General features: G+C 38.2%; 28 protein-coding genes. 9 read left to right on the forward strand and 19 right to left on the reverse strand.

Going from position 1 to position 26,241, the window contains the following annotated elements; all coding sequences use genetic code 11:
* Positions 1-218: 218 nt before the first annotated feature.
* The 5 genes from VB797_RS25775 to VB797_RS25795 form a co-directional block, all read right to left on the reverse strand.
* Positions 219-605 (reverse strand): type II toxin-antitoxin system VapC family toxin, encoded by a 387-nt coding sequence (locus VB797_RS25775; protein ID WP_323240610.1) that lies wholly within the window; start codon positions 603-605, stop codon positions 219-221.
* Positions 602-844, reverse strand: coding sequence for a DUF2281 domain-containing protein (locus tag VB797_RS25780; RefSeq protein WP_323240611.1), 243 nt, complete (start codon positions 842-844; stop codon positions 602-604). Before VB797_RS25780 ends, VB797_RS25775 begins: the two co-directional genes overlap by 4 nt.
* Positions 845-1,481: 637 nt before the next feature.
* On the reverse strand, positions 1,482-2,372 hold the full coding sequence (locus tag VB797_RS25785; RefSeq protein ID WP_323240612.1) for a flagellar assembly protein H: 891 nt from the start codon (positions 2,370-2,372) through the stop codon (positions 1,482-1,484).
* A 138-nt stretch (positions 2,373-2,510) separates the two neighbouring features.
* Entirely contained in the window at positions 2,511-2,729 is a 219-nt protein-coding gene (locus VB797_RS25790) for a hypothetical protein (RefSeq protein ID WP_323240613.1), read from the reverse strand.
* Between the two features lie 128 nt (positions 2,730-2,857).
* Positions 2,858-3,097, reverse strand: coding sequence for a DUF2281 domain-containing protein (locus VB797_RS25795; RefSeq protein ID WP_323240614.1), 240 nt, complete (start codon positions 3,095-3,097; stop codon positions 2,858-2,860).
* 290 nt (positions 3,098-3,387) lie between these two features.
* Here VB797_RS25795 and VB797_RS25800 point away from each other — a divergent pair, with 290 nt between their 5' ends.
* From VB797_RS25800 to VB797_RS25810, 3 genes are read left to right on the forward strand one after another with little or no spacing between them, the layout of a single operon-like run.
* On the forward strand, positions 3,388-3,645 hold the full coding sequence (locus tag VB797_RS25800; RefSeq protein WP_323240615.1) for a BrnT family toxin: 258 nt from the start codon (positions 3,388-3,390) through the stop codon (positions 3,643-3,645).
* On the forward strand, positions 3,635-3,862 hold the full coding sequence (gene brnA, locus VB797_RS25805) for a type II toxin-antitoxin system BrnA family antitoxin (RefSeq protein ID WP_323240616.1): 228 nt from the start codon (positions 3,635-3,637) through the stop codon (positions 3,860-3,862). The genes VB797_RS25800 and brnA overlap by 11 nt, the downstream gene beginning before the upstream one ends.
* Before the next feature lie 17 nt (positions 3,863-3,879).
* On the forward strand, positions 3,880-4,023 hold the full coding sequence (locus VB797_RS25810) for a hypothetical protein (protein WP_323240617.1): 144 nt from the start codon (positions 3,880-3,882) through the stop codon (positions 4,021-4,023).
* A 494-nt stretch (positions 4,024-4,517) separates the two neighbouring features.
* Here the strand turns inward: VB797_RS25810 and VB797_RS25815 are convergent, their stop codons facing one another.
* The 3 genes from VB797_RS25815 to VB797_RS25825 are packed head-to-tail and all read right to left on the reverse strand — an operon-like array spanning position 4,518 to position 5,990.
* Positions 4,518-5,375, reverse strand: coding sequence for an Rpn family recombination-promoting nuclease/putative transposase (locus tag VB797_RS25815; protein ID WP_416350934.1), 858 nt, complete (start codon positions 5,373-5,375; stop codon positions 4,518-4,520).
* Positions 5,376-5,428: 53 nt separating this feature from the next.
* Positions 5,429-5,656 carry a hypothetical protein gene (locus VB797_RS25820; RefSeq protein WP_323240619.1) on the reverse strand — a complete coding sequence of 76 codons (228 nt, stop codon included), beginning with the start codon at positions 5,654-5,656 and terminating at the stop codon, positions 5,429-5,431.
* A complete protein-coding gene (locus VB797_RS25825; protein WP_323240620.1) occupies positions 5,625-5,990 on the reverse strand; it encodes a hypothetical protein in 366 nt (121 codons plus the stop codon). The genes VB797_RS25820 and VB797_RS25825 overlap by 32 nt, the downstream gene beginning before the upstream one ends.
* A 563-nt stretch (positions 5,991-6,553) precedes the next feature.
* Between VB797_RS25825 and VB797_RS25830 the strand changes: the two genes are divergently transcribed.
* Entirely contained in the window at positions 6,554-6,757 is a 204-nt protein-coding gene (locus VB797_RS25830; RefSeq protein WP_323240621.1) for a type II toxin-antitoxin system HicB family antitoxin, read from the forward strand.
* Positions 6,758-7,055: 298 nt separating this feature from the next.
* Here the strand turns inward: VB797_RS25830 and VB797_RS25835 are convergent, their stop codons facing one another.
* Entirely contained in the window at positions 7,056-7,838 is a 783-nt protein-coding gene (locus tag VB797_RS25835; protein ID WP_323240622.1) for a DUF4058 family protein, read from the reverse strand.
* 103 nt (positions 7,839-7,941) lie between these two features.
* Positions 7,942-9,450, reverse strand: coding sequence for a UbiD family decarboxylase (locus tag VB797_RS25840; RefSeq protein WP_323240623.1), 1,509 nt, complete (start codon positions 9,448-9,450; stop codon positions 7,942-7,944).
* A gap of 253 nt (positions 9,451-9,703) precedes the next feature.
* Here VB797_RS25840 and VB797_RS25845 point away from each other — a divergent pair, with 253 nt between their 5' ends.
* A complete protein-coding gene (locus VB797_RS25845; RefSeq protein WP_323240624.1) occupies positions 9,704-10,069 on the forward strand; it encodes a four helix bundle protein in 366 nt (121 codons plus the stop codon).
* A gap of 11 nt (positions 10,070-10,080) precedes the next feature.
* On the opposite strand, the gene VB797_RS25850 is transcribed toward VB797_RS25845, so the two are convergent.
* Positions 10,081-10,209: a hypothetical protein gene (locus VB797_RS25850; protein ID WP_323240625.1), complete on the reverse strand. Its 129-nt coding sequence runs from the start codon at positions 10,207-10,209 to the stop codon at positions 10,081-10,083.
* A gap of 43 nt (positions 10,210-10,252) precedes the next feature.
* Positions 10,253-12,265, reverse strand: coding sequence for a tetratricopeptide repeat protein (locus VB797_RS25855; protein ID WP_323240626.1), 2,013 nt, complete (start codon positions 12,263-12,265; stop codon positions 10,253-10,255).
* A gap of 419 nt (positions 12,266-12,684) precedes the next feature.
* Between VB797_RS25855 and pruA the strand changes: the two genes are divergently transcribed.
* A complete protein-coding gene (gene pruA / locus VB797_RS25860) occupies positions 12,685-15,672 on the forward strand; it encodes an L-glutamate gamma-semialdehyde dehydrogenase (protein ID WP_323240627.1) in 2,988 nt (995 codons plus the stop codon).
* A gap of 125 nt (positions 15,673-15,797) precedes the next feature.
* Here the strand turns inward: pruA and VB797_RS25865 are convergent, their stop codons facing one another.
* Positions 15,798-16,370, reverse strand: coding sequence for a Uma2 family endonuclease (locus VB797_RS25865; protein ID WP_323240628.1), 573 nt, complete (start codon positions 16,368-16,370; stop codon positions 15,798-15,800).
* Positions 16,371-16,480: 110 nt separating this feature from the next.
* Between VB797_RS25865 and VB797_RS25870 the strand changes: the two genes are divergently transcribed.
* Positions 16,481-16,918: a GNAT family N-acetyltransferase gene (locus VB797_RS25870; protein WP_323240629.1), complete on the forward strand. Its 438-nt coding sequence runs from the start codon at positions 16,481-16,483 to the stop codon at positions 16,916-16,918.
* A gap of 178 nt (positions 16,919-17,096) precedes the next feature.
* A complete protein-coding gene (locus VB797_RS25875; protein WP_323240630.1) occupies positions 17,097-19,595 on the forward strand; it encodes a phospholipid carrier-dependent glycosyltransferase in 2,499 nt (832 codons plus the stop codon).
* Between the two features lie 206 nt (positions 19,596-19,801).
* Here the strand turns inward: VB797_RS25875 and VB797_RS25880 are convergent, their stop codons facing one another.
* The 3 genes from VB797_RS25880 to VB797_RS25890 all read right to left on the reverse strand — a co-directional run bounded on the left by VB797_RS25880 (position 19,802) and on the right by VB797_RS25890 (position 21,677).
* Positions 19,802-20,176, reverse strand: coding sequence for a PH domain-containing protein (locus tag VB797_RS25880; RefSeq protein ID WP_323240631.1), 375 nt, complete (start codon positions 20,174-20,176; stop codon positions 19,802-19,804).
* 249 nt (positions 20,177-20,425) lie between these two features.
* Complete coding sequence (locus tag VB797_RS25885) at positions 20,426-21,397, reverse strand: aldo/keto reductase (RefSeq protein WP_323240632.1); 972 nt, start codon at positions 21,395-21,397, stop codon at positions 20,426-20,428.
* Positions 21,398-21,452: 55 nt separating this feature from the next.
* The gene (locus VB797_RS25890; RefSeq protein WP_323240633.1) at positions 21,453-21,677 is read right to left on the reverse strand and encodes a type II toxin-antitoxin system HicB family antitoxin; all 225 of its coding nucleotides are present in this window, start codon (positions 21,675-21,677) and stop codon (positions 21,453-21,455) included.
* Positions 21,678-22,204: 527 nt separating this feature from the next.
* Between VB797_RS25890 and VB797_RS25895 the strand changes: the two genes are divergently transcribed.
* Positions 22,205-23,521 (forward strand): glycoside hydrolase family 10 protein, encoded by a 1,317-nt coding sequence (locus tag VB797_RS25895; RefSeq protein ID WP_323240634.1) that lies wholly within the window; start codon positions 22,205-22,207, stop codon positions 23,519-23,521.
* A gap of 202 nt (positions 23,522-23,723) precedes the next feature.
* Here the strand turns inward: VB797_RS25895 and VB797_RS25900 are convergent, their stop codons facing one another.
* From VB797_RS25900 to VB797_RS25910, 3 genes are all read right to left on the reverse strand, one after another.
* Positions 23,724-24,023: a hypothetical protein gene (locus VB797_RS25900; protein ID WP_323240635.1), complete on the reverse strand. Its 300-nt coding sequence runs from the start codon at positions 24,021-24,023 to the stop codon at positions 23,724-23,726.
* A gap of 89 nt (positions 24,024-24,112) precedes the next feature.
* Complete coding sequence (locus VB797_RS25905; protein ID WP_323240636.1) at positions 24,113-24,655, reverse strand: DoxX family protein; 543 nt, start codon at positions 24,653-24,655, stop codon at positions 24,113-24,115.
* Between the two features lie 945 nt (positions 24,656-25,600).
* Positions 25,601-26,224, reverse strand: coding sequence for a Uma2 family endonuclease (locus VB797_RS25910; RefSeq protein ID WP_323240637.1), 624 nt, complete (start codon positions 26,222-26,224; stop codon positions 25,601-25,603).
* Between the last annotated feature and the right edge of the window lie 17 nt (positions 26,225-26,241).

Here is a 26,241-nt window from a genome sequence, read left to right on the forward strand (position 1 = left end):
GATATCAATAAATTTCGGTTCTCCGGGAACTTCAAAATTAGTCTTTACCTCACCCAAAGGACTCAAAAAAGTTTCAAAAAACTGCTTAGCGAATTGGTCAAAAAGAGTTCTGCTCATGGAAATCCACTTACCTGTATAGTCGAAATGTACTATAAAAGGTAATCGGCAGACAAGGGGATAAGCGCGATCGCTTCCCTAACACCTTTGATTTTTAAGAACTACCACAACCTCTGAATGGGATAATTATCAAATACTTCATCGATACTGACAATTGGTATTTGCTCTACAATCGTTTGAGCAATTAAAAGTCTATCAAAAGGGTCTTTATGATGTAGTGGTAAATTATTTAAAGCGTAAATATGACCTAATTCAATAGGTAAAAGTTGTAGATTATTAACACGCTGTTGATTTTGAATCAAAGTAGGGAGTGTTGAATTCAAGTTGAGCTTACCCAATTGAAATTTGATTTGCATTTCCCAAACACTAGCAATACTAAACAACAACGTGTTATTTGTATCGTTAATTAGGTCATAAACCTTTTTAGAGAGCTTTTCCGAACTGCTTGACCACCAAATAAGAACGTGTGAATCCAATAATAGTTTCATTGTTCACCCATCCAAAATTCATCTGGTAAAGGTTCATTAAAGTCTTCACTCATCCAAATTTCCCCTCGGTTCAAGTCTGGTACCCGTTGTTGTACTGCTTGGCTTGGAGTTGCTTGGGGTTGAGAATGTCTTTGTACCAAAAATTCTGCAAAATCTAGCAGCGTCTGTTGTTGCTCTGGTGCTAAGGATTGCAATTTGGCAACCAAAGACTTAGTTATATCCAGTGTTTGAGAAGTCATATTTCCCTCCAAGTTACGCTCTACGATTAATATTACTATTTTATAAAGGTAAAGTTAGTCGGTTTATGGTATTACACAATTATTTTCCAATACTGCTCGGTTAAGAGTCGATCCCCCCAACCCCCCTTGAAAAAGGGGGGCTAAAAAATGCCTTATTTTTCCCCCAATTTATCAGGGGACTAAAAAATGACTTATTTTCCCCCAATTTATCGGGGGACTAAAGGGGATCTCAAATCTTAACTGAGGATTTCGGCTCATTGCGAAAGGGTTCGATTAAACATAGGAGAGTCGCAATTGATGCCAAAATCACTAATGTTTCCGTATTTATACCCGGTTGATTCGATGGAGAAAACCATTTAGGTCAATAAAACGCGGTTTTCCGGGAACTTCAAAATTAGTTTTTACCTCACCCAAAGGACTTAAAAAAGCTGCTCCAAGGGAGAAGACGCACTCCGTGCATCTACAAAAAACTGTTTAGCAAATTGGTCAAAAGTCTTTCTGCTCATGGAAATGCACTTACCTGTATAGTCAAAAGGTAATCAGCAGACAAGGGGACAAGCGCGATCGCATCGGCAAAAGTTTTGGTTCTGGGTTGAAACTGTACTGCGCTCAACCTAGAACCACTATAACTACCAACTTAACTAAACCGTCTCAACAACTCCTGACGTTGCAAAGAAGACAGCTGCAACAACAAAGCAGCATATTCTTGAGGAGGTAACTGCAATATCGGTTCAATAATCTCCACCAACTGCTGATCCAACTCCCCAAACCGCGCTTTGAGTAAATTTTCCACAACTTGCCGCTGTCCTTGCTCAATTCCTCGACGCTGAGTTTCTTGTTCCCATTCCAAATAAGCTTGTGATAATGTCATTATTAACTCCCGATCTTCTTGCTCAACTAAGTTACTTGCTTCTATACTAATCTTCCAAGTTGCCAATAGTTTTAAAATTGTGGAACGCCTTGGGTCATCTACATCAAACCCAATCACTTCATTAATTGCTTGTTTTTGAATCACTCCTTTACCAAATATTCTCAACCATAGAGTTTCTGGTGTCCGAGGTAACTGATTTACAGCTATAATTGCTGTTCTTAAAACTTTTGGTAAAAAATAAATACCCGTTAACCAGTCTTCACTTTGAACAGCACAAGCTTTTGCAAGCAAATCATCGGATGCGGAAGGAGTAATAATCCACAATCTGGGAAGTTCGTCTTCTGAAACAGTTTCCTCTTCACGCTTGGCTTGACGTTGAAAGTCAGCGATTACATGAAACAATTTATATAGACAACTACGAACTTCCGAGGAGTTCGGCTGATTGCGAAAGGGTTCAAACAAACATGGGAGAGTCGCAATTGATGCCAAAACCCCCAACTCTTCCGTATTTACACTCGGTTGATTCGATGGAGAAAACCAAATATCTATAAAACGCGGTTCTCCGGGAACTTCAAAATTAGTCTTTACCTCACCCAAAGGACTCAAAAAAGCTTCAAAAAACTGCTTGGCAAATTGGTCAAAAAGAGTTCTGCTCATAGAAATGCACTTACCTGTATAGTCAAAATGTACTATAAAAGGTAATCGGCAGACAAGGGGATAAAGGCGATCGCTTCCCTAATACCTTTGATTTTTAAGAACTACCACAACCTCTGAATAGGATAATTATCAAATACTTCATCGATACTGACAATTGGTATTTGCTCTACAATCGCTCTTTGCAATTAAAAGTCTATCAAAAGGGTCTTTATGATGTAGTGGTAAATTATTTAAAGCATAAATTTGAGAAGTTTCAATAGATAACAGTTGCAATCCATTAGTTTGACATTGGTCTTCTATTAATTCAGGTAAAGGTACATTTAGGGTTAATTTAACAATTTGCAATTTAATTTGCATTTCCCAGATACTAGGAAGACTGAGAAATAAATTATTACTTTGGTTATCCAGTAATTGATATACCGTTTCTGATAACTTGCCAGGGCTGATTGATCACCAAATTAATACATGAGTGTCTAACAAAACATTCATTCTTCACCTATCCAAAATTCATCAGGTAAAGGATCATTAAAATCTTCGCTTATCCAGCCTTTACCTTCATGCAAACCAAATATACGGCGTTTTGGTTTTTCTTGATTAGATAACTGTTGAATGTATTTCTGTTCTAAGAACTCAATGAAATCTGCTACCTGCTGTTGTTGCTCTAGTGGTAAGTTTTGCAGTTTGGTAACTAATGCTTCTGTTGTATTAACTGTTTGAGAAGTCATGTTTCCTCTATTCACCAGTTTTACTAGATTAATATTACTATTTTATTGGGAATTGGGCATGGAAATGGGGAGACAAGAGGACTTTTGAGACAAAAGAGAGAAAGCGATCGCCATGTTTGTTGGAACATATCGCGCAAAAAAGCCGGATGGTAGAATCCGACGTGAAATATAGTAGCTTGAACCAGCTAACTACTAAACTTTTAAATTCATTGTTGCCAAAAAATAGTTAAAATAGTATATTAAATATACCTTTTTTATATCAAAAACTGAATGCTTAATGCTTTACTTCTATGGAATTCGAGTTCGATGAGCAAAAAAGCGCTTCTAATAAAGTAAAACACGGCATTGATTTCATGGAAGCGCAACTATGGCTCGATGCAGAACGGGTTGAAATAGCTGCTCGTACCGTTCAAGAGCCAAGGTTGCTTGTAATTGGTCAGATCAACCAAAAATATTGGGCTGCTGTCATTACCTATAGAGAAGAGCGGGTGCGAATCATATCAATACGACGAGCAAGAGACGAAGAGAGGAAATTATATGAAGGCTGAAGATTTCGATCAAAAATTCGATTCAGGGGATGAAGATATAACCGCTTATTTAGATATGAATACAATTCGTCGTCCGGGTTATGAGCAACGAAGGGTAAACGTTGATTTTCCTACATGGATAATAGAAGCACTCGATAGAGAAGCTGCACGAATCGGTGTAACTCGACAATCAATTATCAAAGTCTGGATTGCCGAGCGGCTCGAACAGCATAGTTAAATTTGTGGGATGGGGAGATGGGGGGATGGGGAGATGTGGGGATGGGGAGATGGGGAGATGTGGGGATGGGGGGATGGGGGGATGGGGAGATGTGGGGATGGGGAGTCCTCTTAAGAGGACTTTTGCTATCAGACGGGGAATTCCATTCCTCATCGGGCTGAGATAAAAACCCGTCAAAATTAATCATCCCTAATCAAAAAATAATTAACTACGCCATAGCTAAATACTTCTACGGAGAAGCCAGCTACAGCACGACAAATTAAGATTTTGCCGAATTTATAAATAGCCTTTAAGCAGATAAGCTATAAAATAGAATTGGCAAAGGTTTGGGATTACTTAGGAGTAGAAGAACCTAGGCAAATCTCTCCTTGCCAAAGAGATATTAACAGACTGATAAAAATAAAAATGTCTTGTAGTTTATACTTCAGGGAAAAATATTAGTTGTCAGTATCCGGCGGTTTAAACCGCTACTACACAGGCAAAGTCCACCTGCGTGGACTAATTAATTTAGAACCCGCGCAGGTGGGTTTTGTTTGTGTAGCCGCGACTTCTAGTCGCCAGGTAAAGTATTAAATTAGACTGCTTACCAAATTGGCGATGGGGGGATGGGGAGATGGGGAGATGGGGAGATGGGGGGACAAGGCGATCGCCATTTTTATGGTTGCTGCTTTAAAAAAGACGATGATTTTGGTAAAATTTGTCCAAATTCTTCAAGAGAATTAATAGTCACAGCTTGCTTGTGTAATTGTTTTAGCCCAGACATATCCTCAATATCACCTAACTCATTAATTTGAGCGATTAAATCGGCAGGAACTTCACCAAACCTTACTTCCAGAACTTCGATGATATTTTCCCGTTGATTTTCTAGCATTCCAAAGCGTTCAAAAGTGGTAATATATGGCATTGGCTGTTCCTCGTATTGACGAATTTCTTTATTGCAGGCGATTTCCAATTCTTTGGGTAAAGTCATCATCCAATCAAGCAGTTGAATTAACTTGATTATTTTGTCTCTAGTATATCCTTTTTGATAAAGCCTCCTTATTAAACCTAGTTTCCATTGCAGCCTAGCTTCTGGGTTTTGGCTACTGGCTTGGGTGCGTAAATGCGCCATTACAATTACAGCAAATGGATTCTCGCTTGCTTCTAACTGATTCCAATTTGCTTCGTAGTCTAATAACTTGATAACTGGGAATTGCAGAGAAGCGCGACTTCCCCAAAGTTCATAGCTGTATTCTTTTGGTCGCCATGATTCTTGGGTATCTCCTAATACCGCAAAGCTGGCAACTTGCTTACCATAGCGGTCAAAGATACGGTAATTATAGGTATACATCCGCTTGGCAAATTCCTTGTCTACCTGACTCTGTATCTCAATGTGAATTAAAACCCAAGTTTCTTCACCGTTTTGTTTCCAAACTTTGACGAGTTTATCTACAAAGCGCTTTCCGATTTCGGCTTCTCCAACTATTTGCAGTAATTCTTGTTCTAAAAATTCATAACCGCGCCCCCAATCAATTTCCCGGTGTGCTGTGGGAAAGAAGAAGGCTAAAAATGCTTCAAAATATTCTTCTAAAGCTTCCTTCCAAGGGGAATCATAATTGCTTGTTTTTGAATCACTCCTTTACCAAATATTCTCAACCACAGAGTTTCTGGTGTTCTAGGTAACTTATTTATAGCAATGATGGCTGCTTTAAGACCTATTGGTAAAAAATAAATACCCTGCAACCAATCAGAGCGAGGAGAAGCACCAAACCTTGAAAGCAAGTCATCGGATGCAGAATGAGTAATAATCCACAATTGTGGAAGTTCCTATAGCAGGAACAGTTTCTTCTTCCCGCTTAGCTTTGCGTTCAAAATCACTTTGAACATGAAATAGCTTATACAAAGAGCTACGAACTTCTGAGGATTTCGGTTGATTGCGAAAGGGTTCGATTAAACATGGGAGAGTCGCAATTTTATCCAGAATCCCTAAGTTTTGTGCTTCTACGTTTAGTTGATTCGATGGAGAAAACCAAATATCAATAAATTTCGGTTCTCCGGGAATCTCAAAATTTGTCTTTACCTCACCCAATGGAGTTAAAAAAGCTTCAAAAAACTGCTTGGCAAATTGGTCAAAAAGAGTTCTGCTCATAGAAATGCACTTACCTGTATAGTTTTAATGTACTATAAATGGCGGATCGAGAGACAAAGGGACAAGAGGACAACTAAACTTTTAAATTCATTTTTGCCAAAAAGTAGTTGAAATAGTATAAGTACTCAAGCAAAATTAATTGTATATTGTCATTGCTCACGAGAGGCGTTACCGTTACTAAGCTGATGTGCAGCTAAATTGTATAATGTGTTAGCGAAGCGTGTCCGTAAGGACATAAACGCGAAAATATTGTAGTGCGGTAGCGCAGCGTGTCCGTAAGGACATGCATCTTGCTCGCTAGTGTTATACAAATTAAATGCGTAACAACTTATCCCTAACGGGTCAGCAAGCTGAACGCGCAGCGTGTCCCCTTGGGACTCATCAATCTCAAACCCCTGTGATTGCTACCCTTCGGGAACACTTTCAGTGAACGCTGTCGCTCGCAATGACACAAATAATTTTGCACACCCACTTAAAACACGGTATTGATTTTATTAAAATTGATCGCATACTGCTGATATAACAAAATTAAGACAATTCTTAAATAACACAAATAATTAAGCATGAAATTCAAAGCAGTTGTTCACGAAGCGGAAGAAGGCGGATACTGGGCAGAAGTTCCTGCATTGCCTGGTTGTATTACTGAGGGCGATACTTGGGAAGAGTTGATGGCTAATATAGAAGATGCAATTACTGGATGGCTAGAAGTTGCCAATCAAAGTTTTACGAGTGCTGGTAAAACTCAGATAGTTGAAATTTCATTATGAAGTCTATATCTGGAAAAAAACTATGTTCCATAGTCGAAAAACAAGGATGGTTGTTAAAGTGAATCGTATTTGGACTTCGCCCCACGCTGTCTAGGTAATGCAGGTATTTTTGAATTGGCTCGATATATTTATCGTTATTTAAGGTCATCATTATGCTCAGAACTCTGGGCATAACAATGTCAAAAAAGATTCAGAATAATTGTATTTATACGGACGTATAGCCAAAAAAGCGCTGAGGTTGTTTACCCAAACGCTTTATATGAATACGATCGCAAATAGAATATTACTTACTTTGTATTTATCTCAATCCCTTCTCTTTCAAAACCCCATCCACCCAAACCTTATTTTCTTCACTCAAAGCTGGTACTGCTTCTTGACTGTAATCGACTACCAAATCATAATCATATATCTCATATACTTGATTCAATAATTCCTGTAAATTAATAATGGGTTCACTATCACCACTACGTAAAGGTAAAGGGAAAGAAGGAATTACATTTTGTAGATTAAAAGCATATAAATCGGCGAAAGGACGTGTCTCACCGCGATAAACTAAAATCCGATAGTGACTTTGAATATTATTATCAACTATAGGCATTGGTTCGCCTTTTCGCAACAAATCAATTTCTACTAAATTGGTGCGAGTTTCTAACACCTGTTCGCGTTTTTTTAAATACTTCTGTCTTCCTTTTCCCGCACGTTTATTACTAGGTGAAAGAATCTCAATTGTAGTTATTAACGCCTCTGTACCTACTTCTCTAACTTCTAAATAACCTTCTTTAATTGTCCAAGGTATTGGAACTCTAACTCTCACGGGTTCGGTAGTTGGTTCGGCTACTGCTACATTAGTTGTTGTAGAATCATTTGCAGTCTGCCGACTTCTGATAGTTACATCAGGAATGCCAACTTGTAATGAGTTTTCATCCATATCATATGTTCTAACTTCAACTGCAACCCGGTATTTAGGGCGTAGTTGAGGGGATAAAAATCTCGCAATTTCGCTAATTAACAAGTGATGTAATCCTGGAAATAGTTCGGGATGTTCTAAATATGGGTTCATTCCGGGAAATGGAGAAGACATTTTTTTAAGCTCTTTTAATATTTTTATTTGATGTAAGGTTTGTTATGCTACCAAAATCCTGGAAAGACGTAGCACTGCTACGTCTCTACATTATTAATTGGTTCTATTTCATATCGTAACCAAATAAGTTAACGTCAACTTCCCCTAATTCCAATTTATCTAAACCATATTCAGCCCATCTCCTCTCAACCATTGCCGCTACTTCTGCATCCGATTCCAACGGCGCACCCCATTCGTGTTCGGTTTCTGGAGGCATTTTGGTGGTTGCGTCAATTCCCATTCTTCCACCCAACCCTATTTTTTCGCTGGCAAAGTCTAAGGTATCAAAGGGGGTATCTGGCAAAATAAATACGTCTCGCGTTGGATCTACTTTGGAACTTATCGCCCATACAACTTGACGCGGATCGCGAATATTTATATCTTTATCTACGACTATGACAAATTTGGTGTAGGTAAACTGTGGTAACGCGCTCCAAAACGCCAAAGCTGCCCTTCGCGCTTGTCCGGGATATGCTTTATCTATGGATATTATCGCCGCTTTATAACTTAAGGCTTCCATTGGGAGGAAGAAATCGACGATTTCGGAAACCTGCTGTCGTAAAATCGGGGTGTATATGCGGTTTAATGCGATCGCCATCATGGCTTCTTCTTTGGGTGGACGACCGCTAAATGTAGTCAAATACACCGGGTTTTTGCGGTGGGTCATGCATTGAAAGCGGACTAATGGGGAATCTTCAACGCCGCCGTAGTAGCCCATATGGTCGCCAAAGGGCCCATCTGGCAGTACTTCCCCTGGGGTAATTGTTCCTTCTAAAACAAATTCTGAATCTGCGGGGACTTCTAAATCAACTGTTTTACATTTAGCTAAACTTACCCCGGAACCACCGTATAAACCCGCAAACAACCATTCGGATAAGTCTACCGGAATTGGTGTTGCTGCCGCCATAATTATCAACGGGTCAACACCTAACGCAATTGCTACTTCTAGTTTTTTGCCATTCTCAGCAGCTTTGCGTAGATGTCTGGCTCCACCGCGCACCGAGAGCCAGTGTACGGTCATGGTATTGTTAGATTGCAGTTGTAAGCGATACACGCCGACGTTTGGCGTTCCGGTTTCGCAATCTTTAGTAATTACCAAACCTAAAGTAATAATCTTGCCTGCATCACCGGGATAAGGGCGAATTAGCGGTAACTTATTTAAATCTAAATTATCACCTTGCACCACAACTTGTTGACAAGCAGGGAAAAAATCTCTTCCCGGTTTCGCTTTCACAACATCAAACAAAACCTTACCAAAATCGATCGCTTGAGAAATCTTTTTCGGTGGCTTTGGCTGTTGCAACATTGCCAACTTTTTCCCCAAACCTTCCAACTCCTGGGGATGTTCCATATTCATAGCCCAGCATATCCTTTCCACGGTTCCCATTAAGTTCACCGCTACTGGAAAATCAGCACCTTTGACATTTTCAAAAATCAAACCGGGACCACCGAGTTGCAGCATCCGATTAGAAATTTCGGCAATTTCCATGTCTGGGTCAACTTTAGCCGTAATTCGCTTTAATTGTCCCCTTTCTTCCAGAATTTTGATAAATCCCCGTAAGTCTCTTGCCATTGTGTATATAAAGATATTTGAAGCGTTATTTATATTATCAGCTAAGAGTGGGGAATTGGTAATTGGTAATTGGTAATGGGGAATTGGTAATGGGGAATTGGTAATGGGGAATTGGTAATGGGGAATGGGAAATTGGTAATTGGGAATGGGGAATTGGTAATGGGGGTGGTATATGGAAATTATTTGAGGTATTGTAATTTTTTAGTTTATTTTGGGAAGTATATAAATGTTGTTGCAATTGTAAGAAAATAGTTTGACAAGACCTGATTTTGAAGAGTTAAAAGTCTATCAGTTAGCTGAGAAGTTGGCTAATGAAATTTGGGATATTGTTCAAGCATGGAATCAATTTGAAAAAGATACAATGGGTAAACAAATAGTTCGTTCGGCTGATAGTGTCTGCGCGAATATCGCAGAAGGAAGAGGACGCTTTAATTACCAAGATAATCGCCGATTTATTAGAATAGCTAGAGGTTCTTTATATGAAACTATATGTTTTTTAAGGTTAGCTTATATAAGAAAGCTTATAAGCAAAGAACAAGCAACTAAACTAAAACCAATAATTGACGAACTATCACCCAAACTCAATGCGTACCTTAAATCAATAGGCAATAGCAAATAGTTTACTCCCCATTACCCATCCCCCATCCCCCATCCCCCATTACCAATTCCCCATTCCCCATTCCCCATTCCCATTCCCATTCCCATTCCCATTCCCCATCCCCCATTCCCCATTCCCAATTCCCAATTACCAATTACCAATTACCAATTCCCAATTACCAATTCCCAATTACCCATTACCAATTTACGGTGTCAATTCCTTAATTCTTGATAGCGCATCATTATAATTATCCTTTTCACCTGTTTCTAGAAAAATATCTGCTGCTGCTTGAAAATCTTCGATCGCTTCGGGTACTTTTGCTAAATCTGTACGCAGTAAACCTCGATTGTAATAAGCTTGAGCATATTCTGGATTGAGTTCAATTGCTTTGGAATAATCTTCCATTGCTTGCTTTAAGTTACCTAATTCTAAATGAGCGTTACCGCGATTGTTATATGCTGTTGGTTGAGTGGAATCTAGTTTAATTGCTTGATCGTAATTTTCCATTGCTCCTGCTATGTCTTTCATTTTGAAGCGATATAAACCCCGGTGAATGTAAGCTTTAGCATTATCGGTATTCATTTCTATAGCCTTTTCATAGTCTTCATAAGCCTGTTTGGGATATCCTAAATCGTCGTAAACGTCTGCACGGGCAATATAAGCTTCAATGTATTTAGAATCTAGTTCAATTACTTTGGTAAAATCTTTTTTAGCGGCATTTTTTTGGTTGAGTGTGTCGTAAGTTTTGCCACGTTCGTAATAGGCTTCTGCATATTTGGGATTAATTTTTATTGCTTTATCAAAATCCTTAATTGCTTCGAGTTTCTCTGCTGTTTCGCGGTTAATTATTCCTCTTTGAAGGTAAGCTGGCGCAAATTTGGGATTAATGGCGATCGCTTGATTTAAATCGGCGATCGCGTTACGGTTTTCTTTGATTTCGTAACGAGCAAGTCCTCTACCATAATAAGCGTTTGCGAATTCAGGATTGAGTTTAATTGCTTGATTGTAATCTATTATTGCACCGTTAAATTCTCCGGTAAAATAAAGGCTAAATGCTCTATCATAATAAGCGTTAGCATCTTTGGGATTGTTCCTAATTGCAGCACTGGAATCTTGCTGGGATTTTTCGTAGTCTCCTAAACGATAATAAGCGTCTCCCCGCGAGTTATAAGCTGATGAATATTCTGGATTTATACTAATTGCTTGAGAAAATTTTTGGATAGCCGATTTATATTCTGCTTTCTCGTAATATCCGATTCCTTGTTTGTATAGTTGTGCAGCGTAATTTAAGTTTCTTGGTAGGAAGAAAAACAAACCTATTCCACTCAGTAATACAAGGCTACCTATTCCGAGGGTTAATTTAGGATTTTTGGATAATTGCTGTTTTAATTGTTGAGATACTGGATTTAACTGCGCTTGACCAATTACTTTTAAATCATTCAATACTTCTTTCGCTGATTGATAGCGATTTTGGTAATTTAAATGCACCATTTTATCAATAATCTTGACCAAATTTGGGTTGATTTTATAGCGCCGAGGATGCCAAATTATTTTTTCTACGGCGGCATTTTTCTGATTTTTTTGTGCAGTTATTTGACTGGCTGCTAAACCTGTTAACGCTTCGATGGCAATTATTCCCAAAGCGTAAATATCGCTGTTAAATTGGGGATTAGTATATATTTGTTCTATAGGCATATATTCCGAGGAACCAACGACGTTAGAAACGGCTTCTTGTGGCGCACCAAAGTCGGTTAAAACTATTTTTCCGTCCGATCGACGAATAATATTTGCTGGCTTAATATTGCGATGAATTATACCACGACTATGTATTAATAGTAAAATTTCTAATACTTCTAATAATAGATTAATTACTTGTTCAGAATTTAGGGTTTGTCCTGGAAGTATTTCTTTATTTAAAGGATTACCTGTAATATATTTTCTAACTAAATAAAAGTTTTTATTCTCTTCAAAAAAACTGATTAATGTATGAATTCTATCGTCTTGTTTCGATAGATTTTCTAAGGGTTCTACTTCCGTCTCTAATACGTTATAAGATATTTTTAACAGCTTGGGGTCTTTGCTCGGTGGTAGAAATTGCTTGACTACATATCGCTCACCACTAGATTCGCAGGTATCTTCACCTAGATAACTTCTTGTTCCCAAGCTACCGCTAAGTAACTCAATTATTCGATAGCGTTCAACCGTAATATTATTCATGATAGATGACCAAAGTTGTATCAACAGCTTTGCCATATTAAAGTAAGCAACTTAATTAAAGAAAGCAAACTGCACTTCATTCTTAAACATATAATTACAAAGCTACTGTATATAAAAAATAATTATACATAGTAATTTACTGACAATTATATTGATGATTATTGAAAAATATTGCGAACGATTAATCTTAGCTAAACTTGAATAAAAGCGTTAATTGACTTATTTAATGTAAAAGTATTAATACACATTATTTGCAGTTTCCATAGATGATAAAAAAAGCAAATTTTTGTATATTTACTGACTTGGTGATGTAAAATTCCTAAATTTTTTTTTCCTAGATGTGGTGGTAGCAGAATTAAAAAGCCAAAATAGAATATGGGGACTTTGTTAAATGACATCTTACACGGAGCGTGCGATCGGTGGTATTACAGACTGAAAAGGACATCTACGAAGCGAAGACTCAGGAAATTGCCAAGCAGTTGTTGAGCGCAACCGGGGAAAATCGTTCTTTATTCTCGGCTTTGCGCGACCAGATGCGTCCCGATGATAAGTTATTAGCATGGGCGATGAGCAATCCTGGTTTACGGGTACAGTTATTCCGGTTTATCGATACTCTCCCAGCTTTGAGGAGTAATGCGGAAATTGCCGCGCATTTACAAGAATATCTCGGTGATGAGTCGGTAGAGTTACCTGCGGCGTTGAAGGGGATGCTAAACTTTGCAAATCCCGATTCTGTACCGGGGAAAGTTGCTGCTACAACGGTTTCTAAAAGTGTGGAAACTTTAGCTCATCGATATATTGCTGGGGAAAGTATCAAGCAAGCTTTAAAAAGTATTGAAAGACTGCGTAAAGAGAAGATGGCTTTCACCGTGGATTTATTGGGTGAAGCGGTGATTACGGAAGTGGAAGCGGAGTCTTATTTACAAAGATATACGGATTTGATGGCAGAATTAGCGACAGCTTCCAAAAGTTGGAAGAATGTAGCGTTAATCGATCAAGCTGACGGGGAAGCGTTACCAAAGGTTCAAGTTTCGGTAAAGTTGACGGCTTTTTATTCGCAGTTTGATCCGTTAGACGATAAAGGTAGTGAAGCTAAGGTAACTTCTCACATTCGGACTTTGTTGCGTCGTGCTGCTGAGTTGGGTGTTGCTATCCACTTCGACATGGAGCAGTATATTTACAAAGATCTTACCTTGAATATCTTGAAAAAGCTGTTGATGGAAGAAGAGTTTAAACAGCGTACAGATATTGGGATGACGATTCAAGCTTATTTGCGAGATAGTCAAGAAGACGCGAAAAATTTGATTGAATGGGCGAAACAGCGTGGTAATCCCATTACAATTCGGTTAGTAAAAGGTGCTTATTGGGATCAAGAAACCATTACAGCAGAACAAAAACATTGGCAGCAACCAGTTTACAACGATAAAGCCGCGACAGATATTAACTTTGAGAAAATCACTCAATTATTGTTAGAAAATCATCAATATATATATGCTGCCATAGGAAGTCATAATGTACGATCGCAAGCAAGAGCGATCGCCATTGCTCAAAGTTTGAATGTACCTCAGCGCAATTTTGAAATGCAAGTCCTTTACGGTATGGGGGATAAAATTGCTAGAGCTTTGGTTGAGCAAGGTTACAGAGTCCGCGTTTATTGTCCCTACGGCGAGTTATTACCGGGAATGTCCTATTTAATCCGCCGTTTGTTGGAGAATACTGCCAATTCTTCGTTTATTCGGCAGGATATGGAAAATCGTCCCGTTGAAGAATTAATTTCCCCCCCAACTGTTAAAGATAAAGTCGAAAATTCTTCCCCCACTCCCCCACTCCCCCCCTCCTCTTTCCATCCATCTGCTGACAGCGATTATGCGATGGAAGAATTAAGGCTCAAATCTCAAACTGCTTTTGAAAGCGTTAAAACACAGCTTGGGAAAACTTATTTACCTTTAATTAATGGGGAATACGTAGAAACTGAGGAAAAAGTTGATTCGGTTAACCCTTCTAATTTTTCTCAGGTAGTTGGGAAAGTTGGTTTAATTAACGTCGAACAAGCTGAAACCGCGATGCAAGCGGCGAAAACAGCTTTTAAAACTTGGCGTAAAACCTCCGCAAAACAACGCGCTGACATCATCCGTAAAGCCGGAGATATCATGGAACAGCGTCGCGCTGAACTATCAGCTTGGATTGTTTTAGAAGTTGGTAAACCCGTGCGGGAAGCGGATGCAGAGGTGAGTGAAGCGATAGATTTCTGTCACTACTACGCTGCGGAAATGGAACGGTTAGACCAAGGTTACAATTATGACGTAGCTGGGGAAAATAATCGTTATATTTACCAACCACGGGGGATTGCGGTAGTAATTTCACCTTGGAACTTCCCATTTGCGATCGCAACGGGTATGACTGTCGCAGCTTTGGTAACTGGTAACTGCACTTTGCTCAAACCAGCGGAAACTTCTGCGGTAATTGCGGCGAAAATCACGGAAGTTTTGATCGAAGCGGGAATACCAAAGGGTGTGTTTCAATATGTCCCCGGTAAGGGTTCGGTTGTCGGCTCTTATTTAGTAGACCACATCGAAACTCACGTCATCGCTTTTACAGGTTCTCAAGAAGTTGGCTGTAAAATTTACGCAGATGCAGCAGTTCTAAAACCCGGTCAAAAGCATATGAAGCGGGTAATTGCCGAGATGGGAGGCAAGAATGGAATAATCGTTGACGAAAGTGCAGATTTAGACCAAGCGGTTGTCGGTGCCGTACAGTCAGCATTCGGTTACAGCGGACAAAAATGTTCTGCTTGTTCGCGGGTAATAGTTGTAGAAACCGTTTACGATACTTTTATTAACAGGTTTGTAGAAGCCACCAAATCCCTGAATATTGGAGAAACCGAATTACCACAGACTCAAGTAGGGCCTGTAATTGATGAGAAATCTCAATCTAGAATCCGCGAGTATATCGAAAAAGGTAAAGCAGAAGCCGAAGTTGCACTAGAAATGTCTGCACCCGAAAACGGTTATTTTATCGGCCCCGTAATATTTGGTAACGTACCGGCAAATGGGATAATAGCTCAACAGGAAATTTTTGGTCCGGTAGTAGCAGTAATTAAGGTAAAAGATTTTCAGGAAGCCTTAAAAGTTGCCAACGGTACCAACTACGCTTTAACCGGGGGACTTTATTCTCGAACACCTTCCCATATCCAACAAGCTCAAGAAGAATTTGAAGTGGGTAACTTATATATAAATCGTACCATCACCGGCGCGATCGTATCCCGTCAACCCTTCGGTGGATTCAAACTTTCCGGAGTCGGTTCAAAAGCCGGAGGTCCCGATTATCTCCTACAATTTTTAGAACCCCGTACCATAACCGAAAACATTCAGCGTCAAGGTTTTGCTCCGATTGAGGGAGCGGAATAAAAAGTTAGGAGTTAGGAGTTAGGAGTTAAGAATGGGTAATGGGGGATTGGTAATAGGTAATAGGGATAGGGAAAATAGAATTCCTAACTTTTAACTCCTCACTCCTCACTCCTCACTCCTCACTCCTAACTCATAACTCCTAACTCTAAAATAAATCCCGGTAATACCTCTTCTCCAAATAAACTTGGAGGAGAGTTTAATATTTCTACAGCTTGTTCTTGACGATAAATTTCTACCTGACGATTTCGTTTAAGCAGCCAGCCTAATTTTACACCCGCAGCCATATACTCTTGCATTTTTTCTTGAATATCGCTCAAGCTATCGGATGGTGACATCAACTCTAATACAAAATCTGGAGCAATCGGAGGAAACTTTTCTTGCTGTTGTTCGCTAAGTGAATTCCACCGTTCTAACTGTATCCAAGATACATCCGGAGAGCGATCGCAACCGTTGGGAAGTTTAAAGCAGGTAGAAGAATCAAATACTTTACCGAGTTTAGTTTTGCGGTTCCAAATTACAAATTCTGCATTTATTTCTGAATTACAGCTTCCGGTTTCTCCTCCCGTTGGTGACATTACAATTAATTCTCCCCATTGATTGCGTTCTAATTTAATATCGGGATTATCCCGGCATAATTGATAAAATTGGTCGTCTGTAAGGTTCACGACGTTGTTAAAATTGATGGTGATAGCAGTCATCACTGCGGGTACCTCATAAATTAATAGGTTTCTAATTTTTGCAAAGACAAGAAACGATTGCGCTACTACTAAACATGATATAAGACACAAAGAGGTATGAAGATAATTTAATGAGTGAAATAACTATAAAAGTTGTTGATTGGGAAGAGTATCCGGTAATTGAGATTATTAGAAGAAGGGTTTTTCAAGACGAACAGAAAGTAGAGGTAGAATTAGATTTTGACGGTAAAGATAAATTTTGTCCGCAGTTGATTGCTTATTTAGATAATGCTGTAGTTGGTACTGCGAGAATTCGATATTTAGATCATAAAACGGCGAAAATTGAAAGATTAGCGGTTTTATCTTATGCGAGAGGGAATGGTATTGGTAAGAAAATTATGCAAAAAGCTTTGGAAGTAATAGCGAGTGAAAATATATCCGAAGTTACAATCAACGCTCAAGAATATATTAAAGGATTACATCAGCAATTAGGCTTTGAACAAGTTGGAGACGTTTTTCAAGAAGCCGGAATTCCTCATGTAAAAATGGTGAAGAGAGTTAGGAGTTAGGAGTTAGGAGTTAGGAGTTAGGAGTTAGGAGTTATAAGATTTTAATAACGGATGGTTTTATTTTAATAAGGGATGCTTTTTTAGATTGAGAATTGAGAAGAAAAAACTTAGAGAAGTTAAGAATTATCTTCCTCTTATCTTCCCATACCCAACGCCCAATGCCCAATGCCCATTTCCTATGAATTTGCTGATTCTTACAACAATCTGGTTACTCAGTGCAATTTGCGATCGCGTTTGGTTTTTCTTGGATAAATCTGTTCCGTCTTGGGACCAAGCGGATTATCTAACTGGTAGTTTAAATTATTTACAGGCTTTACAAACTCCTGATTTATTCAATGGGGAATGGTGGCAAAGTTTATGGTTGTTGTCTTCAAAAATACCGCCTTTTACTTACATCCTTACGGCTCTTGTTCAAAATGTTTACGGCAAGGGCTATGATGAAACAACGTTAGTAATGCTAGCTTTTAGCGCTGTTTTAATCTTATCAGTATACGGTTTAGGCAAAATATTATTTAATAATACTGTGGGATTGTGGGCAGCAGCGCTGTGTCAAGTAATGCCGGGATTATATATATATCGTCTGGAATTTCTCTTAGATTATCCCCTTGCAGCAGTCGTTACTTTAAGCTTTTTTTGTCTCACCAGATGGTTTTTCGCTGGATACAAACACGCAACCTTTAGAAAACATAAAAGTAATCAAAATACTTCACCCCCTCTTCTCTACGCGATAACTTTCGGTTTATCCTTCGGATTAGCGTTAATGGTAAAGCAAACAGCGCTATTTTTTCTGATCATACCAATAATTTGGGTTGTAATTGCAACAATACGTCAAGGTTTATGGGGAAGATTGTTACAACTAATAGGTGCTTTTTGCTTATCTACATTAGTATTTGGTTGGTGGTATCGTACCAATTGGTTACTGATTTTAACTTCCGGAAAACGAGCTACAATAGATTCTGCCATTGCTGAAGGTGAAGCACCTCTAAATACCTTAAAAGCTTGGACTTTTTACTGGCAACAATTACCTTTTCAAGTATCTTTACCTTTATTACTAATTCCCATCTTTGCATTATTTCTTTATTGGGGTAAAGCAGAAGCAATTAACAGTACTTTAGATAAACGTAATTTAATAATTTCCGCACCCAATTCTTTGAAATGGTTAGCAATCTTCTTAATTGGGGGTTATTTCTTTTCGAGTCTAAACCCTAATAAAGATTCTCGTTATGTGTTGCCGTATTTACCAGTTTTATCGATATTTTTAGCCTACGGTTTAACTCGTTTTCAGGGAATTATCGGTAAAAGAATTCGTTGGGGTACTTTTGGTTTGTCCATATTTTTAATGTTACTTAATCTATTCCCAATCGGTGGAATTCCGGGAAATTGGCTGACAAAAGCTCTCAGTGAACGAGCGCAACATCATCCTTACCTCGGACAGAAATTTCCTCATTCCCAAGTAATTAATCAAATTATTAAAACCGAACCATATTTGTATTCAACATTAGGAGTATTACCTTCAACCTCGGAAATTAACCAGCATAATTTAAACTATTACGGAGCGTTGAAAAATTTCCAAGTATACGGACGACAGGTAGGAACTCGAAAAAGTTTTGTAGAGAAAGATGCACGTTCAATATCTTGGTTTTTAACTAAAACTGAAAATCAAGGTTCTGTACCAGAGACACAAGCTAAAATTACAAATATTGTCGAACAAAGTGGTAATTTCAAGTTAAATAAATCTTGGAATTTACCCGATCGCAGTATTCTTAAACTTTATCATCAACAAAATCCGCCCGTTGTTGTGGAGATAAAGGGAGATGGGGGGACAAAGAGAAATAATATTAGTTTAGAAAAAGTTGAGGTACCGGAAATTGCACCACCGGGAATTCCGGTTCCAGTAACTTATATTTGGAAGGGTGATTGGGAAGAATTAAAGAATGGTTTGCTGTTATTAACTTGGAAAAATTCCCAAAATTCAAAATGGATACACGACCACGGAATTGCTTTAGGAAAATTAGATCCTAATGGTATTAAACCTATTGGTGAATACCAGATTACAGAAAGAATGGCAATGTTACCACCCGCTGATATTCAGAATGGAAATTACACCTTAGAAGCAACCTATCTGAATAAATTAACCGGAGAAACTTATGCGATCAAACTTCCTAAAGTAACCTTACAAATCGATTCTCAAGCAACACCAATCACCGCACCAGAATTAGATTTACCTACACAATTACGTACCTTAGCAGCAAATTTACCCCAAGGAATCAAAGCATTAAATAAAGTCTTTGATGAAATCGGACGCATCAATCAATACGACCCAAAACAAGATTATCTAGTACATATACGCAAAACATTAGAATACCGCTTACAGCAAGAACAAAACCTCAATTACGCTTATAGCATCGCACTGACAAACATATTGCAGCGAAAAACCGAAATGGCGATCGCATCTTTGCAAAAAGTAACTCAATTAGACCCAAACAACCCCTACGCTTGGGCTTACCTAGCGTTCGTACAACTTTACGACTTCCAAGGTGCAGCAGCCGAAAAATCCCTACAGCCAGCCTTAGCAAAGTTACCAGATGTTACAGAAATTCAAGCCTTATCGGCAGTAGCTGCACTACAGCAAGGTAAATTAATTAAAGTCTGGCAAGTTGTGAATAGATTATTGTAGGGTGTGTTACGGCACGAGCAAATACTAAGCTGCTACGCATTTAATTTGTATAGTACTAGCGAGCAAGATGCATGTCCTTACGGACACGCTGCGCTACCGCACTACAACCTTTTCAAATTTTCGCATTATCCAATTTAGCTGCACATCAGCTTACTTGAGGTGATTGATTAAATAATGCCGTAACGCACCATCCGAATATTGCTAAATTATAAAGTATAGTAACTCAAAATCTGATAAACCTCATCTACCGCATTATCTCTACTAAATTGAAATTCCCTCGGTAAATCATCCCCGGAAATCCAAACTTTAATTTCAGCATCTAAATCTATCGTACCAGCACTTTCCTTACTAAAATATTTAATCGACTTATAAGGAATCGTTAAATACTCAGTTTTCTTACCCGTCATTCCTTGTTTATCAATTAAAATAATTCTTTTATTTGTAAAAACTACCAAATCTCTGATTAATTTGAAGGCTTTATGTACTTTTTCTCCTTCAATCATCATTAAAGCAAGTTCCCTTTCTAATTTATCAGGATTTATCTCCGATGCATTACCCATCATTCCGCTAAAAATTCCCATATTGTTACCTGTATTAGACAATAAATTTGATTGATTCTAACTTATAAAATAGTAAACCCGGCGATTGGAAATCGCGGCTACACAAGCAAAACCTGCCTCCGCAGGTTTCAAAAATATTAATTTAATTAGTCCACGCAGGTGGTGAGTCTAGTTGGGGGTATCGGTTTCCGTCCCCCAAACTAGCAAACCCGGAGGGACTTCGCCTGTATAGCAACGGTGACAAAGCGCCAGATTTTTATACATAACAATTCACTTCGTCTGAAAAATATTCTGTACCATCTTTTTATCCGTATTTGCTGCGGCTTTATCCAATTCTGCAATCTCTCCAGCATCCAATTCCCAACCCAAAGCCCCAATATTCTGCCGTGCTTGTTCCGCATTCTTAGCGCCAGGAATCGGAATTGTACCTTTACAAATACACCAATTAATAGCAACCTGGGACATAGTTTTATTCCTAAATTCCGCTACTTCTCGTAAGCATTCCAATAGCGATTTTGTCCCAGGAATTAATTGTTTAAATAGAAAATTTCTAATACCCTTGGGATAATTACTTTTATCTGTATATTTGCCCGTCAAAATTCCCAAACATAAAGGACTATAAGCAATTAACTTGATTCCTAATTCATCGCAAACTTCTTTAACTCCCAACTCAGTAACGGGATAAGTTGATAATAATGAATACTGTACCTGTAAAGTTGCGATCGCTATACCTCTTTCTGCAAACTTTTTATGTACCTTCCTCAATCTTTTAGAGCCATAATTCGATAAACCCACCCCCTTCACCAAACCTTGCTCGTATAAATCTCCCAGCCCATCTAATAAAGCCCATTCTTGCCAAGGAAAATAGTTAGCCGTTGACCAGTGCATCTGTACTAAATCAATATTTCTACCCAAACGTTTTGCAGAAGCTTTACCAGCAGACACCATCGCACCCCGAGTTAATCTCCAAGGATAAGCAGCAAGTTTAGTTGCAATGCAGATATCGTCTTTATTTACACCGTCATATTCCTGAGTAAAACGTCCTAAAAGCTTCTCACTTTGTCCATTTAACTTTCCCGTACCGTAGGAATCCCCAGTATCAAATAAAGTTACACCGTTGTTTACACAAAGGTTAAATACCTGCTGCAAATCATCATCCATGCTGCGATCGTATCCCCAAAGTAGCTTATTACCCCATGCCCAAGTTCCGCAACCCATTTGAGGAAAGATTTGGTTATGCATCTTTTAATTAATTGTAGATGTCCTAACCTTATTATTGATTAAAAGAGTAACTTACTCATACTATTACAACTTCAATTTTATCCTCTGGAACAAATTCACCTCTATCTTGTAAAACTTCAATATAAAGCGATATTGCTTCTTCAATATTCGTTAAAGCTTCTTCACGAGTTTTACCTTGACTAATACAGCCAGGTAAACTCGGAACTTCAACAACAAAATAACCATCTTCACCACGATAAAGTAATACTTTACGTTTTGATTTTATTTGAGATTTTGTCATATTGATTCTTTTATATTTTGCATCACAGAATTATAACTCAAATAAAATTGCTATTTAGTAATTTTAAGTTACTATAACTATTAATAAAACGAATCAAATATCTGTCTATCAGCAACTTCACTATTTGGTAAAATTACCTGTTGCAAAGTATTGCCAGCCAAATCCTTAGTCCGGCTTCCCTCTCCTTAATAAGGCCACTGCGTTGCGCGGGTTTCCCGCGTTGTAGCAAGTGGCGTGGTGAGGTCTTATCTTATATTTAATTACGCCTATCTACTTAAATAAAATTTCATTAATACTTTATATTTCTCTTCAAACTCCTTTTATCATTATTTTGCCAAATAAAATCAAGCTGATTGATTAAATTAACCAATCAAAAACATTTAATTGTCATGATTAATACATACAGGACTTATACTAAACACGGCACTATAAACGATTAAATACGTCAATCATCCTAACGTGATATTTTGCTTCATCTAATGGAGTAAATTAACTCTTGTAGAGTAAGCAGACATACCTGTAGACTAATGAAAAATCAATTTGAAACTCAAAGTTTACAAGTCCGCGCCAGACTAGTTAACTTATTCAGAAAGCTAAATTCGCTAAATCTCGCAACTTATCGGCTACTCAAGCGTTGTCTTCCACTTGTATTTGTAATATCATTTTCCACGGTGTTGCTGCTTGATAATTTACAATCGGCGATCGCGCAATTTCCCCCAGCAGCGACAATAATTCAACCCGATATAGTTGAACCGGAAATATTGCAGCCCCGACAGCTACCCCGTCAAGAAATTCGCGGGGTATGGATGAGTACCAATGATTTTAATGTTCTCAAAACTCACTCTGGAACAAAAGATGCTGTTACTCAACTGCGACGTTTGAATTTCAACACTATTTATCCTGTTGTATGGAATTCTGGATATACTAAGTTTCCTAGTATTACAGCAAAACGTGCTGGTATTCCCTTTTTCTTCAAAGGTGCAGACGGACAGGATATGCTTGCAGACTTGACTAGTCAAGCTCACCGTCAGGGTTTGTTAGTAATTCCCTGGTTTGAATTCGGGTTTATGGTTCCCGAAACTTCGGAATTAGCTTTAAATTACCCCCAATGGTTGACCCAGAAACTTGACGGAAGTCAAACTTCTAATAGTGCTGCTGGTGAAGTTGCATGGTTAAATCCTTTTCATCCTCAAGTACAGCAATTTATTCAAAATTTGGTTTTAGAAGTCGTCAGTCAATATGATGTTGATGGCATTCAGTTCGACGACCACATGAGTTTACCACGGGAATTCGGTTTCGACCCGTACACCATTAGTTTGTATACTCAAGAAACCCAAAAGCCAGCCCCAAACAATCCCGCAGACCAAGCATGGATAAAATGGCGTGCGGATAAAATTACCGCGTTTATGGTACAACTTAATCAAGCGGTAAAAGCCAGAAAACCCTATGCAATTTTTTCCGTATCTCCCAATTATTACGACCACGCTTATAAATTTCATCTCCAAGATTGGCTCAACTGGGTGCGTTTAAGTATTGTAGACGAATTAGTGATGCAAGTTTATGATACCAATTTAGCAAATTTTACTAACAAAATTAACCGCCCAGAAATTCTTGAAACCAAACAATATATACCTACAGCTATTGGTATCATGGCAGGTTTGCGAAACCGTCCGGTTTCAATACAGCAAATTAAATCTCAAGTGCGATCGGCACAGCAAAACGATTTAGGTGTAACTTTCTTCTATTACGAAAGTCTATGGAATAATGCTCAAGAAAACGTCGAATTGCGACAAGCTGGCTTCCAAACTTTATTTCCCCGTTTTGCCCGTCGTTCCCGAATCTAACCAATATTAATAATGTAGTCTTTATTTTTATTGATTATTGATTACTAAGTAAGTGGGTCAAATTAAATATAAAACCTTACCCTTAGTCCGGCTTCCCTCTCCTTAATAAGGAGAGGGATTGAGAAGCCACTGCGTTGCGCGGGTTTCCCGCGTTGTAGCAAGTGGCGTGGTGAGGTCTTATCTTATATTTAATTACGTCTATCTACTTAATCATTGATTTATTTTCTTCCCTAAACAGTTCTACCAAACCAATAGTGCCAACAAAAAAAGTATAAACACCATATTTATACCAAATCCTATCTTTAGAACCGGCTGTAAAAGCTGCAACGATCGCTTCAATTAAATGTACAGCAACAGCAACACGTTCAACCCAAAAAATGGGGCTAATAATATTAGGAATTTGCAATTGATTTTTTAAAGCATAAATATGACCTAATTCTAATCCTATAGCTCCGATCATCAGAACTGTAGATATAATTTTAATTGCAAATAATTTCTTCATCAGCTTCCATCAATTGAGTACCGAACTATTTATAATAAAACCTCGGAGTTCCCCCCAAGGCTTTAGCTAATCAAAAATACTAATATCTACTACTTAACCATAGCATTCACTTCTTTCTCTATACTGGTAGCTTGATAAGCTTTCTCCAATCGCATAATTTGCTTGGCTTGGGCTGAAAATGCGTTTTTATCCAGCCAGTTAGCAATCAATGCATCGGTTGAAAATAAACCCGCACCATTAATAGCGAAAAACACAAAACAAGCTGCGTAAATTGCTGATAATTCTAGGTAAGGAATATTCAAGCCAGCAACTAATACGTGATGATACATAGCAACGCACATCGTTGAAAATAAACCTACAGCCGCAGGACGAGTCAATAAACCAAGTATCAACAACGACGAACCGATTAACTCTGTAAAAGCTGCTACATAGCTAAAAAATATCGGGAAAGGTAAACCAATCACCTGAACGTAAGCTTCGGCAAAGCTTTCGATATTTCCCAGCTTATCTAAACCATTGTGAATCATCATGACTCCAACAACAGCCCGCAACACAGCCCATCCTGTCTGCGATAAAAAATTAGGACTAACGTTAGGTGTAAAAACCCCTGTTACTAACGCTTTATTATTCATATGTCAATTCTTGAGAGAAACAAATTTACTATGTTTATATTAACAATCTTAACAAATCAGTTAAGTTATGTAAATATATCTCATTCTCAAGGATTGCTAGATAGAAACAAGCAGCATTTAAACCTATATCTACAGGCTTAGACGAGTTGACCCGATTAGGCACAAAATGAGAAAAAATGAAGTGAGTTTAAGTAAAAATTCATATCTTGCTGTGATTGTTGTTTATATAGAGTAAGAGAGTTTGATTTGCGATCGCGAACTCTGCATTATATTTTCTTGATTTGACTTCATCTCAATTTGAAGTAATATTACTGAAATAAATTACTTTTTTATTGTATAAAATAAAGCGGCGCTTGTTAAAATTAATTTTCAAAATAGATCGGCAAGGATGTAATACCACAAAGAAATCTTAAATATAAATACTTGTGGAATATATGGTTAGCAAATTATTGAAACTGTGTACTAAAAGCTTTTACGCGAAAAAAAATCTATTATTAATCTTTTTACTATCGCTAATTGCTACATTGCTCTTAAGTAATTTAACTCCCATAAACGCGCAATTACCCCGTCAGGAAATTCGCGGGGTTTGGATGACTACTAATGATTTTGATATTCTTAAGATCTTTCCCAACCCCTTGGGATTGCTTCGTTTCGCTATGTCGCTCCGGGACACGCTACGAAGAACGCTGCCCTATTCTCATCAACCATTATTATCGGCTTCGTTAATACTGAATAATTATTAAAGCTATATTATCAGAAACAAGCCTGTATCGTTAATAAAACAAGTTGTGAAAATGATTCGCTATTATTTTTAGCTGCTTTAAATTACTTGAAATTCAAATAGGATGAGCTATAAACCCATCCTAAATAGTTGGTAGGTTGGGTAGAGCGATCGCCAAACCCAACATCATGCTGGTTTTGTTGAGTTTCGTTCCTCAACACAACCTACACACCAAGCACCTCTTTCGCAGTTAGCTTCAATTCTGGGAATAATTTTGATTCAATTATTTCATCCCCCCTGTAAGCTTTTTTGATATATTCCGACTCATCATCTAACAAACAAACAGTTACGGTAGGCTGCTTGGGATTGCCAGTAAACTCCTTCCCCCCTAATCCTAAATAATCAAGTATCCAATATTCAGGTATCCCAATACCCGAATATTCGCCGTATTTTTTATAATAATCATCTCTCCAGTTTGTACTGACTACTTCTATAACTAAAGGTATGGATTTTGCGAGAGTAACTGTTGAATAATCATCCCAATAGGGTTCGTTGTCTAAATTATCTAAATTTAGCAGTAGTACATCTGGCAAATAAGCAGCTTCGCTAAACGCGGATTTTACTAAAGCTTTTGATGGAATGCCGTAAGGTAAATTAAGTCTTTTAAATTCTATTGTCAGGTTGCCACTAACTAGCGAAACAACGATTTCATGCTTTCCCCTCGGCTGTGCCATTTCTACTAACACCCCATCATGTAATTCCCATAGTCCTTCCGAGGGCTTTTGTTTGATAAACTCTTCAAATGTTAAATATCCAGCGATTGACTGAATGATTTTTGTTTGAGCCATTCAACTTTAAATTTTAG

The sequence above is a fragment of the Rivularia sp. UHCC 0363 genome (genome assembly GCF_034931125.1).
Taxonomy (GTDB): Bacteria; Cyanobacteriota; Cyanobacteriia; order Cyanobacteriales; family Nostocaceae; genus Rivularia.